The 14,724-nt window shown below is 48.5% G+C and carries 14 protein-coding genes; 7 read left to right on the top strand and 7 right to left on the bottom strand.

From position 1 onward, the window contains the following. Window positions 1-117: 117 nt before the first annotated feature. The 3 genes from AB5Y90_RS18260 to AB5Y90_RS18250 form a co-directional block, all read right to left on the bottom strand. A complete protein-coding gene (locus tag AB5Y90_RS18260) occupies window positions 118-2,490 on the bottom strand; it encodes an amylo-alpha-1,6-glucosidase (RefSeq protein ID WP_368167485.1) in 2,373 nt (790 codons plus the stop codon). A gap of 100 nt (window positions 2,491-2,590) precedes the next feature. Beyond that, window positions 2,591-3,457: a MalM family protein gene (locus AB5Y90_RS18255; RefSeq protein ID WP_368167483.1), complete on the bottom strand. Its 867-nt coding sequence runs from the start codon at window positions 3,455-3,457 to the stop codon at window positions 2,591-2,593. A 140-nt stretch (window positions 3,458-3,597) separates the two neighbouring features. Then, window positions 3,598-4,968, bottom strand: coding sequence for a carbohydrate porin (locus tag AB5Y90_RS18250; protein WP_368167481.1), 1,371 nt, complete (start codon window positions 4,966-4,968; stop codon window positions 3,598-3,600). Between the two features lie 628 nt (window positions 4,969-5,596). Between AB5Y90_RS18250 and AB5Y90_RS18245 the strand changes: the two genes are divergently transcribed. After that, the gene (locus AB5Y90_RS18245; RefSeq protein ID WP_368167479.1) at window positions 5,597-7,192 is read left to right on the top strand and encodes an alpha-glucosidase; all 1,596 of its coding nucleotides are present in this window, start codon (window positions 5,597-5,599) and stop codon (window positions 7,190-7,192) included. Between the two features lie 82 nt (window positions 7,193-7,274). Next, window positions 7,275-9,179 carry a glycoside hydrolase family 13 protein gene (locus tag AB5Y90_RS18240; protein ID WP_368167478.1) on the top strand — a complete coding sequence of 635 codons (1,905 nt, stop codon included), beginning with the start codon at window positions 7,275-7,277 and terminating at the stop codon, window positions 9,177-9,179. Here the strand turns inward: AB5Y90_RS18240 and AB5Y90_RS18235 are convergent. The 3 genes from AB5Y90_RS18235 to AB5Y90_RS18225 form a co-directional block, all read right to left on the bottom strand. Beyond that, complete coding sequence (locus AB5Y90_RS18235; RefSeq protein WP_368167476.1) at window positions 9,157-9,606, bottom strand: flavodoxin; 450 nt, start codon at window positions 9,604-9,606, stop codon at window positions 9,157-9,159. The two genes, AB5Y90_RS18240 and AB5Y90_RS18235, sit on opposite strands and share 23 nt — an antisense overlap. Window positions 9,607-9,696: 90 nt before the next feature. After that, window positions 9,697-10,470 carry a tRNA pseudouridine(65) synthase TruC gene (gene truC, locus AB5Y90_RS18230; RefSeq protein WP_368167474.1) on the bottom strand — a complete coding sequence of 258 codons (774 nt, stop codon included), beginning with the start codon at window positions 10,468-10,470 and terminating at the stop codon, window positions 9,697-9,699. Then, entirely contained in the window at window positions 10,467-10,802 is a 336-nt protein-coding gene (locus tag AB5Y90_RS18225; protein WP_368167472.1) for a YqcC family protein, read from the bottom strand. Before AB5Y90_RS18225 ends, truC begins: the two co-directional genes overlap by 4 nt. Before the next feature lie 277 nt (window positions 10,803-11,079). On the opposite strand from AB5Y90_RS18225, the gene AB5Y90_RS18220 reads away from it, so the two are divergent. From AB5Y90_RS18220 to AB5Y90_RS18200, 5 genes are all read left to right on the top strand, one after another. Continuing rightward, the gene (locus tag AB5Y90_RS18220; RefSeq protein WP_201952222.1) at window positions 11,080-12,120 is read left to right on the top strand and encodes a DUF3549 family protein; all 1,041 of its coding nucleotides are present in this window, start codon (window positions 11,080-11,082) and stop codon (window positions 12,118-12,120) included. A 111-nt stretch (window positions 12,121-12,231) separates the two neighbouring features. Further along, the gene (locus AB5Y90_RS18215) at window positions 12,232-12,531 is read left to right on the top strand and encodes a DUF3301 domain-containing protein (RefSeq protein ID WP_005338600.1); all 300 of its coding nucleotides are present in this window, start codon (window positions 12,232-12,234) and stop codon (window positions 12,529-12,531) included. Window positions 12,532-12,605: 74 nt separating this feature from the next. Next, window positions 12,606-12,842, top strand: coding sequence for a DUF2789 family protein (locus AB5Y90_RS18210; RefSeq protein ID WP_064338556.1), 237 nt, complete (start codon window positions 12,606-12,608; stop codon window positions 12,840-12,842). Window positions 12,843-12,926: 84 nt separating this feature from the next. Continuing rightward, complete coding sequence (locus AB5Y90_RS18205) at window positions 12,927-13,223, top strand: DNA-binding protein (protein WP_042081118.1); 297 nt, start codon at window positions 12,927-12,929, stop codon at window positions 13,221-13,223. Between the two features lie 3 nt (window positions 13,224-13,226). Beyond that, window positions 13,227-14,012, top strand: coding sequence for a Zn-ribbon-containing protein (locus AB5Y90_RS18200; protein ID WP_203118288.1), 786 nt, complete (start codon window positions 13,227-13,229; stop codon window positions 14,010-14,012). Between the two features lie 92 nt (window positions 14,013-14,104). Here AB5Y90_RS18200 and AB5Y90_RS18195 read toward each other — a convergent pair whose 3' ends face one another. Beyond that, window positions 14,105-14,653, bottom strand: coding sequence for a SecY-interacting protein Syd (locus tag AB5Y90_RS18195; protein ID WP_247824070.1), 549 nt, complete (start codon window positions 14,651-14,653; stop codon window positions 14,105-14,107). Between the last annotated feature and the right edge of the window lie 71 nt (window positions 14,654-14,724).

Genomic DNA, 14,724 nt, shown 5'->3' with positions numbered 1-14,724 from the left:
ATGGGGATAGTCTGTTGGGTATTAGCTGGTCAAGGATGGCGATCATACCTCAGAAGCCGCGCCACGCCTCGCTCATATGAGGGGATGGTTAAGCATACTCCACCTTATCAATATGACTCACAGACTGTATCGCTTACGCAATAAAAAATTATTTTCTTGCAAAGCTTGATGCTTAATATTCCAGTTGGGAATAGAAAATGAAATATCATCAAGAACTGGGTACGTCTCAGTCAAGTTTTTCACACATTCAATAATTACACCCTCAGCAACGCAGTCTTTAATGTTAACCATTATTTTAACTGCCTGTCCTAGCGTTGCCTTAACGGTCCATGTGTCACCACTCTGCAATGGTAGATTAATAATCACACATATATTATCCAGGGGTTTTTCCGTACTTAAACAGTAAATTGTACGTTCATCTTCAACATTTATATTTAAGATGATTTTATTATCACCCCCTAGCGGCAATCGTGCCACTACATTGCGCCACTCACATGGAAGTTTTGGTGATATAGTGACTCGTTTATGGAGCAACTCCGGTTTATATCCAATATAGTCTTGATACAGATTCCTGGTATACTCAGCTACCGACCAAGCTTGAGAATATGTTCCTGATTCAACAAGTTTGGCCGGGTCGTGTTGATAGGCATCAAGATTTTCACTCATAGTTCCCCGATAACCTTGATGCAATATTTGATCAGCAAGATTTTTTGATAATGCATATGCCACATGTATTTTATTAAACTTCAATAAGGCACTAATCGTAAAACCGGCATTCCATCCCCAGATCGTCCCATTATGATATGCAGCATCTTTATGATACATAACTTGATTATCATGGTAGGGATGGAACTCTGAATGGTCTTGGCTAAGAGAACATATACCCCATGGGAAAAGTAAATTATTGATGCTGTTTTTTATTACATGTTGAGCATTATCTATCGGCAATAACATATCACAGTGCGGAATAGTAATTACCATCAACTGATTAGGACGAATACTCCAATCTTGCTCATCAATATCATTAATTCGGTCAGCAAGAATTTCTCTCTCAGCATCCCAGAATTTTTTAACAAAGCTTTCTTTGATTTTTTCAGACATTGCAAGATATTTTTTTTCGCCTACCTGATCACTAATAAGATGCGCTAACTCTTTAGCGACCCCAATAGACTCAAACCACAATGCCTGAATATCATTGGCCTTACAACCACGCGGTGACCAAGGGATCACACCTTCAATTTTCGCATCCATCCAGGTATCTGGATCCTTATGCTTCATAAGACCATCATGATCCAGATAATTTTTTTCGACTCCCTCAATAAATCGTTTGATCACTGGATAAATGACTTTCGCGAATGCCAAGTCGCCACTATGATTAATATATTCCAGAACACCTCTTATCATCCAAGGCGTTCCATCTGTAGTGTTATATATTATGTTATCTTTACTGGTGACACGATTAGGTATTCTGCCATAGTCAACTGACTGCACATTGCAATTTTGCATGGTGGCAAAATTTTCAATAATTTTCCTCGCAATATCAAACTGTCCATTGACCAGACATATTCCAGGCAAAGAAATGAAACTATCTCTCCCCCAAATATCTTTAAACCATGGAAAACCTGCCCAGATACCGTAACCGAACTCTGTATTGACAAATGATTGGCTCGCCAATCTAGCCCACATAACAGCTTTGCTATATTCCGTATCGCTGCACCAAAAATAGCTACCCATGAGAAAGTCATAGACTCTTTTCTTATGTTGACTTATCTCATCACCAGTAATAGCCTCAGAAACTATAGAGACAGCAGCCTCTTTCGAATCAGAAAATCCGATGTATATCGCAAGTTCTGAAATCTCAGCCAAGGAAGATAGATGAATTTTTTTATTATCGGTGCCATCCAAAGGATCTGATACCGTATCACTGACAGCTACCGTAAAAGGATGATTGCTTGATAATGCCATGAAACGACATGAAGCAGGACAATCCAGCAACTCATACACAATTAATGCGGGATTGTTATGTCCCGCCTTATGCAATAACAATTGCGAACCAATCGAGAACTCAGCCGCTAGCAAGCTATTCAACTCACTTTCAATAGTAAATGAAAGTAAGCGCTGACCACTAATCAATGACATATGCTCACAGGCATTATCATAGTAGTGTGATACACCATATGGCAACAATGTAGCGTTAAGCGCAGTAGCTCGATCACAGACTCCATTATTAATATGGAATCGGTATCCAGTCAAAACAGGATGTGAACCACTGATATACTTGCCACATCGTTCTGATATGTGTGTACAACCAGAATAAAAACCATCTACATTATCAGAAAAGACATAATCAATACTTTCTCTACTATTTATGGCCAATGCATCAAATAGCTCATTCATCGATGGATGCTTATTTTGCTCACGAGCAGTGTATTCACATTCACCTTTCATTTCACCATCATGAAAATCACCACCTTGAGATATTTTCTCCATAAAAACCTCCATATAAATAAAATTACAAAGACAACCAATGGATACCAAAAAGATAAAATGTCTCACCGCAAGGTGAGACATTTAAAGATAATAATGATGATTACTTGGCACTTATGGATTTAATAAACATAGCTTCAGCTTCAACAATACCCAATGCTTTGGCTTCATCACGCAGAGCTAATGCTTTCTGAATATCTTTACCTTTTGCAGCTTGCTCAATTGCATTTAGGTAATAATGCTTGGTATCGTCCTGAATCACGGCAGGGATGGCTGCCTTTTTATCCACAGCCCCAACAGCCACTACCCTTGATGTCATAACAGCACCTACAGGTTGGTTCACCACGGGTTTCAGGGTTAACAACTCAACAGACAACTCCAGCGAACCACCATTTTGGAAGGTATACGCTGGGTCTGTGACCATTGGCATAGGTTCACCCAACTCTTGCGCACGGATTCTTGCCGGATGAGTCGTGGTTATTTTTTTTCCTAACAGTTCAGATGGGGTATACACCACCATATATGGTGTTTCAATGGTGTTTATCTTCAGACGATAATTATATCTTGATTTAGTAAATGCATCTGAGGTTGACACCTTAAAATCACTGTTCTTAACATGTTTCACCACTTTAAAATCAGCACTCAACAAAGCAATTTCTGGAGCGAATACTGAACCGTCATAAAAATAACTTGACAATGATACTGTAATGTCAAGACCTCGCTCACCAAATTTGAATGCAGCAAAGTGGCTATTACCACCAGCAAAATTTGCTGCAGGGGATGCGCCATCAATATTGAACTTGACAGTTTCATTATCATTTAATTGAACATAGGGTAGTTGCGAGTAACTCTGACAACATAACTCTGTGTCACTCGGTGGCATAACATTCAACACTGATGGTTGATTGACGGCACACCCTGATATCAATGCGCTAAACACCAGGCATGAAATACTGCTTACATTTTTCATATCTTTTCATCCTAAAATCAAAAATCACGATGATACAAGTCCACTTAAAGTATCTACCGTAAACAATTTAGCACATTGTATCAATGAATCTACCAACAAAAAGGGCAGCATAAATGCTGCCCATTGTTGTAACATATTTCTTAGAACCAAATTTCGGTATGAACACCAACAACTGTTTCATCTTTGCCATCTTTGATACCGATAGTGCTGGCACTGGCGGCATCATCAGCAGCAATATAGCTGACATAAGGTTTAATTTGTGGACGGCCAAAGTAATCAGCATTGACGGTGATCGGCAGAGCCAGCTCTACGTTATAGAACTCACCCTTTACTGCATCGCCAGTTCGGCCCCAATAACCCTCTGCACCTTTCTCCTGACCATATGAACCGGTCATCTCTACGCGAAGGTTATCGTTGATCTTATAAGAAGGACGAACGGCAACCAGGAAGCGAGACAAATCCTCAGCACCAAACAGCTCATCCAGGGCGCCAAAATAGGTGACTTCAGATCCCATCTGCCAACGGTCAGAGATGTTCCACACACCATAGGTGGTTGCAAAAATGGACTCGGCTTTATCATTACCACCGGACCAGCTACCAAAGTTAAGGCCACGGTTCTGAGCCACACCTTTACCATACGCGACGGCACTCTGCGCCCAACCATCCAGCCCGTAATAGTTGGTGTTCAAGGTCACACCGGCACCAATACCATCTTCACTATCGCTGTCTTTGTTGGCCTGCTTCATATATTTGAAGTCAAAATCAAGCTTACCGAAGCCGACATCAACCCCATAGTAATAAAAATCATAGCTGGTCAAAGTACTGCGATCAGTATTGCGATACTGCCCTTTTAACGCATCCTTTTGGCCTTGGGTTAAATTTGGATTTTTATCTATTGCAGCAATTGCGGCCTCACTATATGGCAATGCCCCAGCATCAGGATCTGCCATCACCATGGCCACGCCTGCCGTGTTACCGGCAATTTTGGTCTGTACACCGGTGCCCACACCAGAAGATTGCTTCCAGTATTCACCCGAGAGCAAGCCTGCAGCACGGTTGAGGTAACGCTGACCACCCCAAACAGACGTATCATCCCCCAGGAAGGAGAGACCACCGATTTCGACAAAGGCCTCTTTCACTTCGAATTGCGCTTCATCGTTTTTCTTCTGGCTACCATCGGAGGAATAAGCATAGGAGTTACCGTTGCCATACTCTGAACGCAGTACAAAATCAGACCATACACCATTTTGATGCTCGGTATGTTTTTTCAGAGAAAACTCCACCTGGTTGGTGCTCTTGCCATGAGTACCTGCAGTTTTATAGTCTGGTTTACCAAATTCGGTATCTACCGTTTCCCCATCGATGTTTCTTACGTTCATGGAACCATAACCATGAACCTCCCATCCATCTTTCAACACATCAGTACCTTTAGCCGCATCTTGAGCAAAGGCACACCCAGCAAATAAAACTGAAGCCACTGCAGTAGCAATTACACTTTTGTTAGTCATCATTAACTCCATTTAATAGGAAGTAGAAATAGCAAATCACTAAAAACTAAAGGAATAACTCGTGTTTTTATAATTGTTCACAACTGACTGTTTATTACGTGATGTGAACTTGAGGGGCACTATACATTTCCAATCTTCATTGTAAAAGTGACGAGCATCACAAAGACAAAAACCAAATAATAGACCAATAAAGCAATAATACACCAACAAAAAGCAATAAAGAGTGAATGCGTGCCGAAGTTAGCAAGCCTCGCGCAACAATGCCCCCCTTGAAAACGATATCAATCCCGAACTAACCAATCACGTCGCTCATTATTTTTGCCGATTTATAAACCAATTCTATGATTGAAATCGCTTTCATGATGCTTGATATTTAACCACCACTGAAGTCAATTGCATCACAGGTTATTTTTCTGCAAGCACAACCACAAAATCACATATCTCTATGGAATACTGATGTTGTGATCAAGCTCCCAGAATGATGAGTTACAACAGACTGCAAACCTTTTCAAACCAATGAGTACTTATGATTTTCAATTGACATCAATTACAATTGCCAAAGTTAAATATCTGTAACCATGAATAATTTATCACTACATTTAACTTAATAAATTAGAACCAAGGGGTCTCCATGAAAACTGAACGGAATAGTGTTATCTATCAGATTTACCCACGCAGCTTCCAAGACAGTAATGGGGATGGAATTGGTGATCTCAATGGTATCAGATCTCGCCTTGGTTACTTGTCCCAGTTAGGTGTTGATATGCTGTGGCTTACCCCGGTTTATGCTTCTCCACAGCGGGATAATGGCTATGACATTAGTAATTACCATGATATTGATCCAGCATTTGGTTCCTTTTCAGATATGCTGGCACTCATATCAGAGGCCGCAACGCTAGGCATAGGCATCATGATGGATATTGTTGCCAATCACACATCTACCGAACATTCCTGGTTTAAAAAAGCATTGGCAGGAGACAAATACTATCAAGATTTCTATGTATTTAGAGATCAGCAATTCGTTAATGAATACCCATTGACATCCATTTTTTGTGGTAATGCTTGGGAATATGTACCTGCACTTGATATGTACTATCTGCATAATTTCGATATTACACAGGCAGACCTAGACTGGGATAATGTAAATGTACGTAAGGCTATGGCTGCAGTCGTACAGTTTTGGCTAGACCAAGGCATAAAAGGATTCCGCTTCGACGTGATCGATATGATCAGCAAAAACTGGCCGACTCGCAGCATGAGCAATGGCCCACGCCTGCATGATTACATCAAGGAGCTGAACCACTCCACTTTTGGAGGCAAGAATATTATCACGGTTGGCGAAACATGGTCAGCAGACCTTGAACACATGAAGAGCTATTCATCTCCCGCTGGGGATGAATTTTCTATGGTGTTTAACTTCGAGCACTTGGGATTCGGCCATGATAAATGGCAATCTCACATCGATATAAAGACAATCAAGAATGTGTTTACCAGAAACCAATGTGAACTACGCAACCAAGGTTGGAATAGTTTGTTCTTATCCAATCATGATCTACCTCGAGCCGTATCAAGATTTGGTAATGATACCCCACAATGGCGAGAGTTAAGTGCAAAGCAATGGGCAATTATTCTACACATGCAACAAGGAACGCCATTTATTTACCAAGGTGAAGAACTGGGTATGACCAATCGCCAATGGCACCCTTCTGAGATTCGTGACATAGAGGCTAAAAACTACTTTAACAGCCATATCAATGATGCAACCGAATCAGAAGTATTGACCAGAATCAGCAAAATTAGCAGAGATAATGCGAGAACCCCCATGCAATGGGATGATACTAACCATGCCGGTTTCAGCACTGTCACTCCCTGGATCCAAGTGAATGAAAATTACCATTCAATCAATGTCGCCAATCAACAACATGATGATAACTCTGTATTCAACTGCTATCGCACATTGATCTCTCTCAGAAAAAAACTAGATATTATTCGCGAGGGGGATTTCACTATGCTCAGTAGTGATACCTCAAACCATATCTGCTACAGCCGTCAATGGCAGGGAAAAACCTTGATCGTCATGGCAAACCTGACTACCACACCTTTAGCCATACCTGTGCATAAAGACGACTTGGCAACATTAGAGCCATTACTAACAAACTATCCAACACCAAGCAACTCAGATGAGCTAAGACCACTCGAAGCTGTTGTGTGGCTAACCACAAAATAACGATATAGTGTGGGCTATATTTTAGCCCACACTATATCTATGCGGAATCAATTTATAAAGTAGTTAGAATAAGAGACTTTTCATGGACAAAAAAATCACTCGCGCAGCTATTTTTCATCGTTCTCATACAAATATGTCCTATGCATATAGTAGCAATCAACTCCATATGAGATTGCGCACGGCAAAGGGGGAGGTAACGGAAGTATTCCTGCGTGCAGGAGATCCTTTTGACTGGGCAAGTCAGGGAGGGGGGGGGAATTTAAATAACGAAGGCGCTAGCGGATGGTTAGGTGGACGGAACTATCCAATGAAAAAAGAGTGTGAAACTGAACTCCACGATTACTGGCTATGTGAATTCACCCCTGAATTCTATCGTAGTCGTTATGCTTTTATAGTAAAAAACAACACAGAAATACTCTTAATCGGTGAAAAGAGGATTGTTCCACTTTCTAATCTCTCAGATGACCCAGCTCTGGATCAGCTTGTTAACTTCTATTGTTTCCCATATCTTAATGCTATTGACGTGTTCACCCCTCCAGAATGGGTTAAAAATACTGTCTGGTACCAGATATTTCCGGAACGCTTCGCGAATGGGATGCCGACTCTATCACCTCCACAGGCTCAGCCATGGGGATCAATGATTCCCGCTAACAAAAGTTTCTTTGGCGGTGACTTGCAAGGCGTCATCGACCATCTGGATTACTTAGATGCTCTTGGTATCACTGGTATTTATTTCACACCATTAACACTGGCCCCCAGCAATCACAAGTACGACGCTATCGATTATTTTACTATCGACCCTCACTTTGGTGATATAGATACATTAAAATCTCTTTGTAAAGAGGCTCATCGTCGTGGCATCAAGATCATGCTAGATGCAGTTTTTAATCATCTGGGAGAGCAGTCTCCTCAATGGCAGGATGTAATTAAAAATGGCGTTAAATCAAAGTACTATAATTGGTTTTATATTGATGATTTTCCTTTAATAAATAACGATGCAACTCTAAATAAAGAGCGTTTGAATTATCGCTCATTTTCGTTCTCTACGGGAATGCCAAAATTAAATACAGAAAATCCAGATGTCATTGAGCACTTATTAGAGGTAGGACGTTATTGGATACGTGAATTTGACATTGATGCCTGGCGGCTAGATGTTGCCAATGAAGTTGATCAACATTTCTGGCGACGTTTTAGAATCGAAATGAAACGCTTAAAGCCAGAATTGTTTATTTTGGGTGAAGTATGGCACGACGCACATAATTGGTTAACAGGCGATCAGTTTGATGCGGTCATGAACTATCCGATGGCTGAAGCGATTTTAAACTTTTTCGCACATCAGAGCATTGATGCAAAAACATTTAAACACCTTATTAATGAGGCTTTTGTTAACTACCCAATCAATGTCAATGAAGTTATGTTTTCTCTTCTAGATAGCCACGACACCCCAAGAATTCTTCATTTGTGTCATGGCGACAAAAATAGAGTGAAACTTTCATTTTTATTTCTCTTGAGCCAGACAGGCACGCCATGTATCTATTATGGTAGCGAAATAGGGATGGCAGGTGGCTCAGATCCGCTTAATAGAGCATGTATGGAATGGGATCCGGCTAAGCAGGATCGCGACCTGCTACAACACATGAAAAAACTGATTGCTCTTCGTAAAAATACACCAGCAATGATCAGCCATAATATGGACTGGCTATTATCTGATGGTCAGACGCTGATTTACAGTAAAACACATCAACATGATACTGTATTTATCATCATGAATGCATCCGCAGGCCAAAGCACGATCACTTTGCCATCACAATTGGCAGACAAATCAGTCTTTGATTTATATGACAATAACATTGTCCAGCTAAGTGATACGTGCACACTGCCAGAATATGGCTTTGCGATTTATCGCCTCAACACTACCGGGGACTCACAATCTCCCACATTAATCAAATCAGCAAGAGTCATTGCTAATGATCTGACAAGGGAATAAGCACGCTCTTCAACCAGCTGAGTGCCACCTGTTCGGGTTCATCGTGCACGGTGGCATCCAGCTCCAGCGGGAGAATCACTCGCGTGGCCCCCAACTCTTGCAGCAATCCGTCCAGCCGACGGCCCGCGCCACAAAAGTGGTCATAGCTGCTGTCACCCATGGCAATCAGGGCATAACGCAGCCCCTTGAGCCAGGGCGCCTTGTCAGCCAGCTCGCTGGCAAAGGGCTGCAGATTGGGAGGAATGTCCCCCTGCCCGGTGGTGGCACTGACCAGCAATAAAAAACGGCCGAGGTCAATGTCCGCCAGCCGTGCTTCTTCGTGCAGAGAACAGTGATGCCCCTTGCGTTCCAGCTCATCTGCCAAGGTCTCGGCCACCAGCATGGCTGCGCCATAGACAGTTCCTACCACGATATCGATCTGCGCCATTCTCCTCTCCCTGCTTGAGTCACTCTTTTGAGCAACTCTATCAGCAAGCTGGCGTCAGATGCCACCGGTTCAAGGCTGAGGATCAGGCGCTTAGTAGTCGCTCTCGCTGGCGGGCCAGCCCAACTCGGCAAACAAGCGCAACACATCCTGACCGAGCGGAGCCTGGATCCGCATTGGCACCTTGAGCACCGGATGGGTAAAGCTCAGGGTGCGGGCCACCAGCAGCAGCCGTTCGGAGCCAAAGTGCTCGCGAAAGAAACGGTTGTGGCGGCCATCCCCGTGGGTGGTATCCCCGACAATGGGGTGGAACAGGTGATCCATATGGCGGCGCAGCTGATGCTTGCGGCCGGTCTTCGGGAACAATCTAACCAGACTGTAGCGACTGGTGGGGTGCTTCTTGGAGACCGCGTGGGGCAGCTCGACCTGATGCAGGCGCCGGAAGGTGGTGACGGCATCCTGCGCCGGGCGATCCGGGTTGCTCATGGCATCGGCAATCTTGTCCAGCTGCTCCTTGAGGGGATAGTCGATCACCCCCTGCTCGGGCGCCCAGCCACGCACCAATGCCAGATACTCCTTGTGCACCTGACGTTGGGTAAAGGCTTCAGTCAGGGCCCGGGCAATCACCGGATCGAGCGCAAACAGCAGCACGCCTGAGGTGGGCCGATCGAGGCGATGCACCGGATAGACATGGCGACCGCCGATGAGATCCCGGGTCATCTGCATGGCAAAACGGGTCTCGCCCTTGTCGAGCCAGCTGCGGTGTACCAGCAGACCAGACGGCTTGTTGACCGCCACCAGCCACTCATCCTGATAGAGCAGGGTCAGCTTCAAGTCACTCTCTTCTCGGGTTTGATCTGGCATCATTGTTCGATCACTTTGCCGGAAAGCAGCAGATCGAAGCGGGCGATCAGGCGCAGCAGCGCTTCTGCTTCGGCCAGATCCTCTTTGTAGACTTCGCTAGCCATAGGATAAAGGGAGACGCTGGTGGGCAACGGCGCCTGCAACATCACCAGCTGCTCCATGCGCGGGATCAGCACGAACTGCAGCCACTGATCAAAGCTCAGGGTATCGACACAAAAAGGCAGGGTGCTTGCCTGGGCTTCGTCACCGGGATGGTCAGCTTGCCAGCGCTCAAGGCGCTGCAACTCGGCGGTGAGTTCCCCCAACAGGCCAGCTACCAGCAAATATTGATTCATCTCGCTCTCTTCCTCATAACCACAGATTGATCCGCCGACCCGACAGGGCCAGCCAGGATGCCGATACATTCGGTCGCGCAGCACCGGCGATTCAGCCGGCTCATCGACACACACGGCAGCCAGCGCGGCCTGCCGCCGTTAAAAGAAGGGCGATACTATACACCTCCCCCCGCATGGCTGCCATGTTGATATCTGCCGCAGCGCGCGTCTGCTGCCACTGGCTATCCTCGGCAAGGGCCTTATAATCGGCCCGCATCACCATTAGCCGGATCTCACCATGTCTGCGACGCCTACTGCCATCAATACCTTGACCGAATTTCTGACTCAGGCTGGCACCCAGTTCCAGCTGTTTGACATGGGCCGCCAGGTGCGGTCACTGGCAAGCGATACCTTTGTGCGCATCGAACAGCAGCAGGAACCCTACCCCTGGCCGCTGCAACAGCACGCCTGGCTCGGTGTGCACTTCTTCCAGCCGAGCGAGTCTCGCCACTACCTCTGGTTCCTCAAGTTTGCCCTCGATGAGCGCGGCCTGCTGATGTCAAATGGTCCCAAGCTGTTCATGGATCAGGTGGTGGAGACCCTGGGCTACAAGCTCACCGGCGATCTGGATGAAGAGAAAGCCCAGCGCTTGGCCGACAATCCCTACACCTTCCGCCCGGCGGAGGCAAAAATGGCCAGTCTGCACGCCAAGCTGGCGCGCCAGCTGGAGCAGGCCCCTTCCGCCTATTACGATGCCCTCTGCCACTATCTGGCCGCCCCCAACGACACCGGTTGGCAAACGCTGGGACTGCAGGGCTTTGCCGATCTGGCCGAGCGACTCCATGATGAACGCAATCTGGCGCTGATCTGCAAGGCGCTGCCCAAACTGCCGCAAGAGCCGCTCTATGCCCTCTGCCAGAGCCTTGAAAACGCCCCGCTGCCGCCGGCAGTACAAGGCGCCCTGCTTGAGCGGATCGGCAAGGAGCAGGAGTGCGCCGCCCCCAACCCGGAGACCCTGGCCTACCTCTGCCGCGCCATGGCCTCCTGCCCCGGCAGCACTTTGCGCACCAACAAGCTGCTGACCCTGCTGCAAACCCAGCCAAGCCCGGCGCTGCTGCTCGCCATTGCGGGCCGGCTCTGGCCCGATCTGAAAGATGCCAATCTGCTCAGCCACTATCTGGAACAACTGGCGCTACAACCGACCCAGTTCTTCAATCAGGTTTTTGCCGAGTTGGTCACTTTACCGACCCTGCGCAATGATATGCTGGCCAGACTGCGCGACCCCGAGCGCAGCGATGCGCTGGGCAAGGCCATCGGCCGTCTGTTTGCCTCGGCCTGATCCCTCGCCTCCCCCTCACGCAACGAGGCAACACGGCGGGAAATAGAAAAGGAGATCGGGAGTGCCGAGCAGGACTCCCGGTTATCGACATCACGATAAGGAAGCCCGCCTATGGGAGAGATGCTCGGAATTTTGTTGCTGATTGCTGTTGCCGGCCTGTTCTGGCTGCAACGCCAACAGGCAGAAGTGGCCTGGCAATATATGCGCCGCTACTGCCAGCACCATGATCTGCAACTGCTGTCACTGGCTCGCCATCGGCGGGAGCTGGCGCATAATCCCCTGCGGCTGCTGACCCACTATCAGTTTGAATTCTCCAGCGATGGCGAGAGCCACTATCAGGGCACCCTCAAGATGCAGGGGCTGCACGTCGTGGGCGTTGATCTGCCACCCCATCGCATCCCCTCTGCCTGATCCCCAATCTCGTCTCTGCGCCCGATGGCTGTGCCTGTCTATAATCTCAGGGATTAAACAAAGGGAGAGACGAGATGGAACCCCTTGTCCACGATCTGCCAGCCCTGTTTGCCCAGCTCGGGATGGCCAACGACGAGCTGAGCCTGCACCGCTTTGTGCACGACCATCACCTCGACAATGAGACCCTGCTGCCGGAGGCCGTTTTCTGGAACGCCGCCCAGGCCAGCTTTCTGCGCGACGCCCTGTGGAACGACTCCGACTGGTGCGAGGCGATCGACCAGCTAGATGTGATGCTGCGCCAGCCCCGCTAAGCCGCCCGCCCCTTTCCTCCCCTGCCGGCTTTGGTTAAGATCCCGCCCCGATATCGATCCCTCCTTCTCACCCAGAGCATGCTTATGTCCGCCCACGAGATCATCCGAATTGCCAACGAGCTGGCCGCCAAGGGCCTGACACCCACCACCGCCATGATCAAGGCCCGCCTCACCCAGCCTGTGCCTATGGCCGAGCTGCTGAAAGTGCTGAGCCAGTGGAAGCAGCAGCCCGTCGCGACCGCCGAGAGCGAGCTCCTGCCAGAGGCCGTGCCTCAGCCAGCACCGGAGCTCACCCTGCAGCAACTCGCCGAACAGCTCGCGCGCATCGAACAGAAGGTGGATCGCCTGACTGACCTGCTCCTCCAGCAGGGGCAAGGCTGAACCATGTATATCGTCGAACTCTGCTTTGAGTGTTACCGCGATACCTCCCTTGGCGACGCCGAGCGGGCCATCGTCAACTACCTAGACATGCTGCGTTATCAGGGCCAGATCCTCGGGCGGGAGTTCCCCACCAGCATGCATGAGGGCTATTTCGTCAGTCGGGTGGTCTGTCCGGAGCAGGATAGCCTGCACCCCGACAACCAGAGCGAGCAGGTCAAACTGGCTGAGCAGCAGCTCAATCAAGCCGGGCTGCTGGCGCCCAAACTCCATTTGCAAGGGGCGGATCTGCTTTCCGACAGCACCGACCCTTGCGGCCAGCAGGGCGAGCGGCCGAGCTGGATGATGCTCTATACCAGCTTCCTGCATACCTGCTCGCCGCTGCGCTGTGGCGACCACTTCGCCCCCATTCCGCTCTACCAGCTGCCCGCAGTCGCCAACGGCGATCAGAAACAGATCATCAAGTGGCAGGAGGATTGGGAGGCATGCGATCAGCTGCAGATGAACGGCTCCATCGCCGAACATGCGGCGCTGCACGAAATCGGCGAAGTGGGCAGCCGCCTCTACCGGCGCGGCAGCGATCTGGCCAAGCGGCTGGAAGTGCTGAGCGGCATCCCCACCTACTACTACCTCTATCGGGTGGGCGGGCTGAGCGCGGCCGAGGAGAAGGCGCGCCCCTGCCCCAGCTGTGGCGGTGAGTGGGCGCTGGCAGAGCCACTGCACGAGATCTTCGACTTCAAGTGCGACAGCTGCCGTCTGGTCTCCAACCTCTCCTGGGATTTCAAGGATTAAGCGCGTTCCCTGTACGCGACGCCATAAAAAAGAGCCTTGCCGCATGGCAAGGCTCTTTTCGTTCCGATGAGTAACCTTGGCTCGAACCGGCGCTATTGCGGCAACGTCTCCAGCCGTTCCAGAAACGCCGGCAAAGAGGGCGCCAACGGCAGCCGACGGCCTGAATCGAGCCACTCCAGCCACACCTGACCACTCTCGTTATCAAGGGAGATGAGCGTCATCTCGTTGCGGGTGGTGGCAATAAAGATGGAGGGGGTTCGTTTTAACTTGCGCAACATCAGCAGGTGGCCGATGAGGTTCTCCCTGAGCAGGTCGAGATCCGCATCGTTCCACGGCAAGATCAGTTCAAGGCGCAGCCCCTTGAAAAGGCAGGGGATGGGGCGACTGAACCAGTGTCCGAAAAGGGCAATGGCGCAGGGATGAATTGTCAGCTCAAGAGCATCGGCCATAGCCGTAAAATCGGCGGGTTCGGGACGATGGTGAGGACGCCAGGCCACCCGACCATCGGCGGGCTCCCCAAGCTGGCAGGGGGAACGCCAGTCCGCCTCCCACTCGCACAGGGGCAGGCCTCGTCTGGCCTCGCCATCCCGTTGCCAGCGGGTAAAAAAGTGCTCCAGGGCAGACAAAACTTGATCCGACATCGAAAATCCCCACAATTGCTGGCAAAGTCCGCTATTGCACCACCAAACCCGGTAACAGACAAGGTTGCCAG

This window comes from Aeromonas sp. R4-1 (assembly GCF_040908325.1).
GTDB lineage: Bacteria > Pseudomonadota > Gammaproteobacteria > Enterobacterales > Aeromonadaceae > Aeromonas > Aeromonas veronii.
This window is presented reverse-complemented; position numbering and strand designations above follow the sequence as displayed.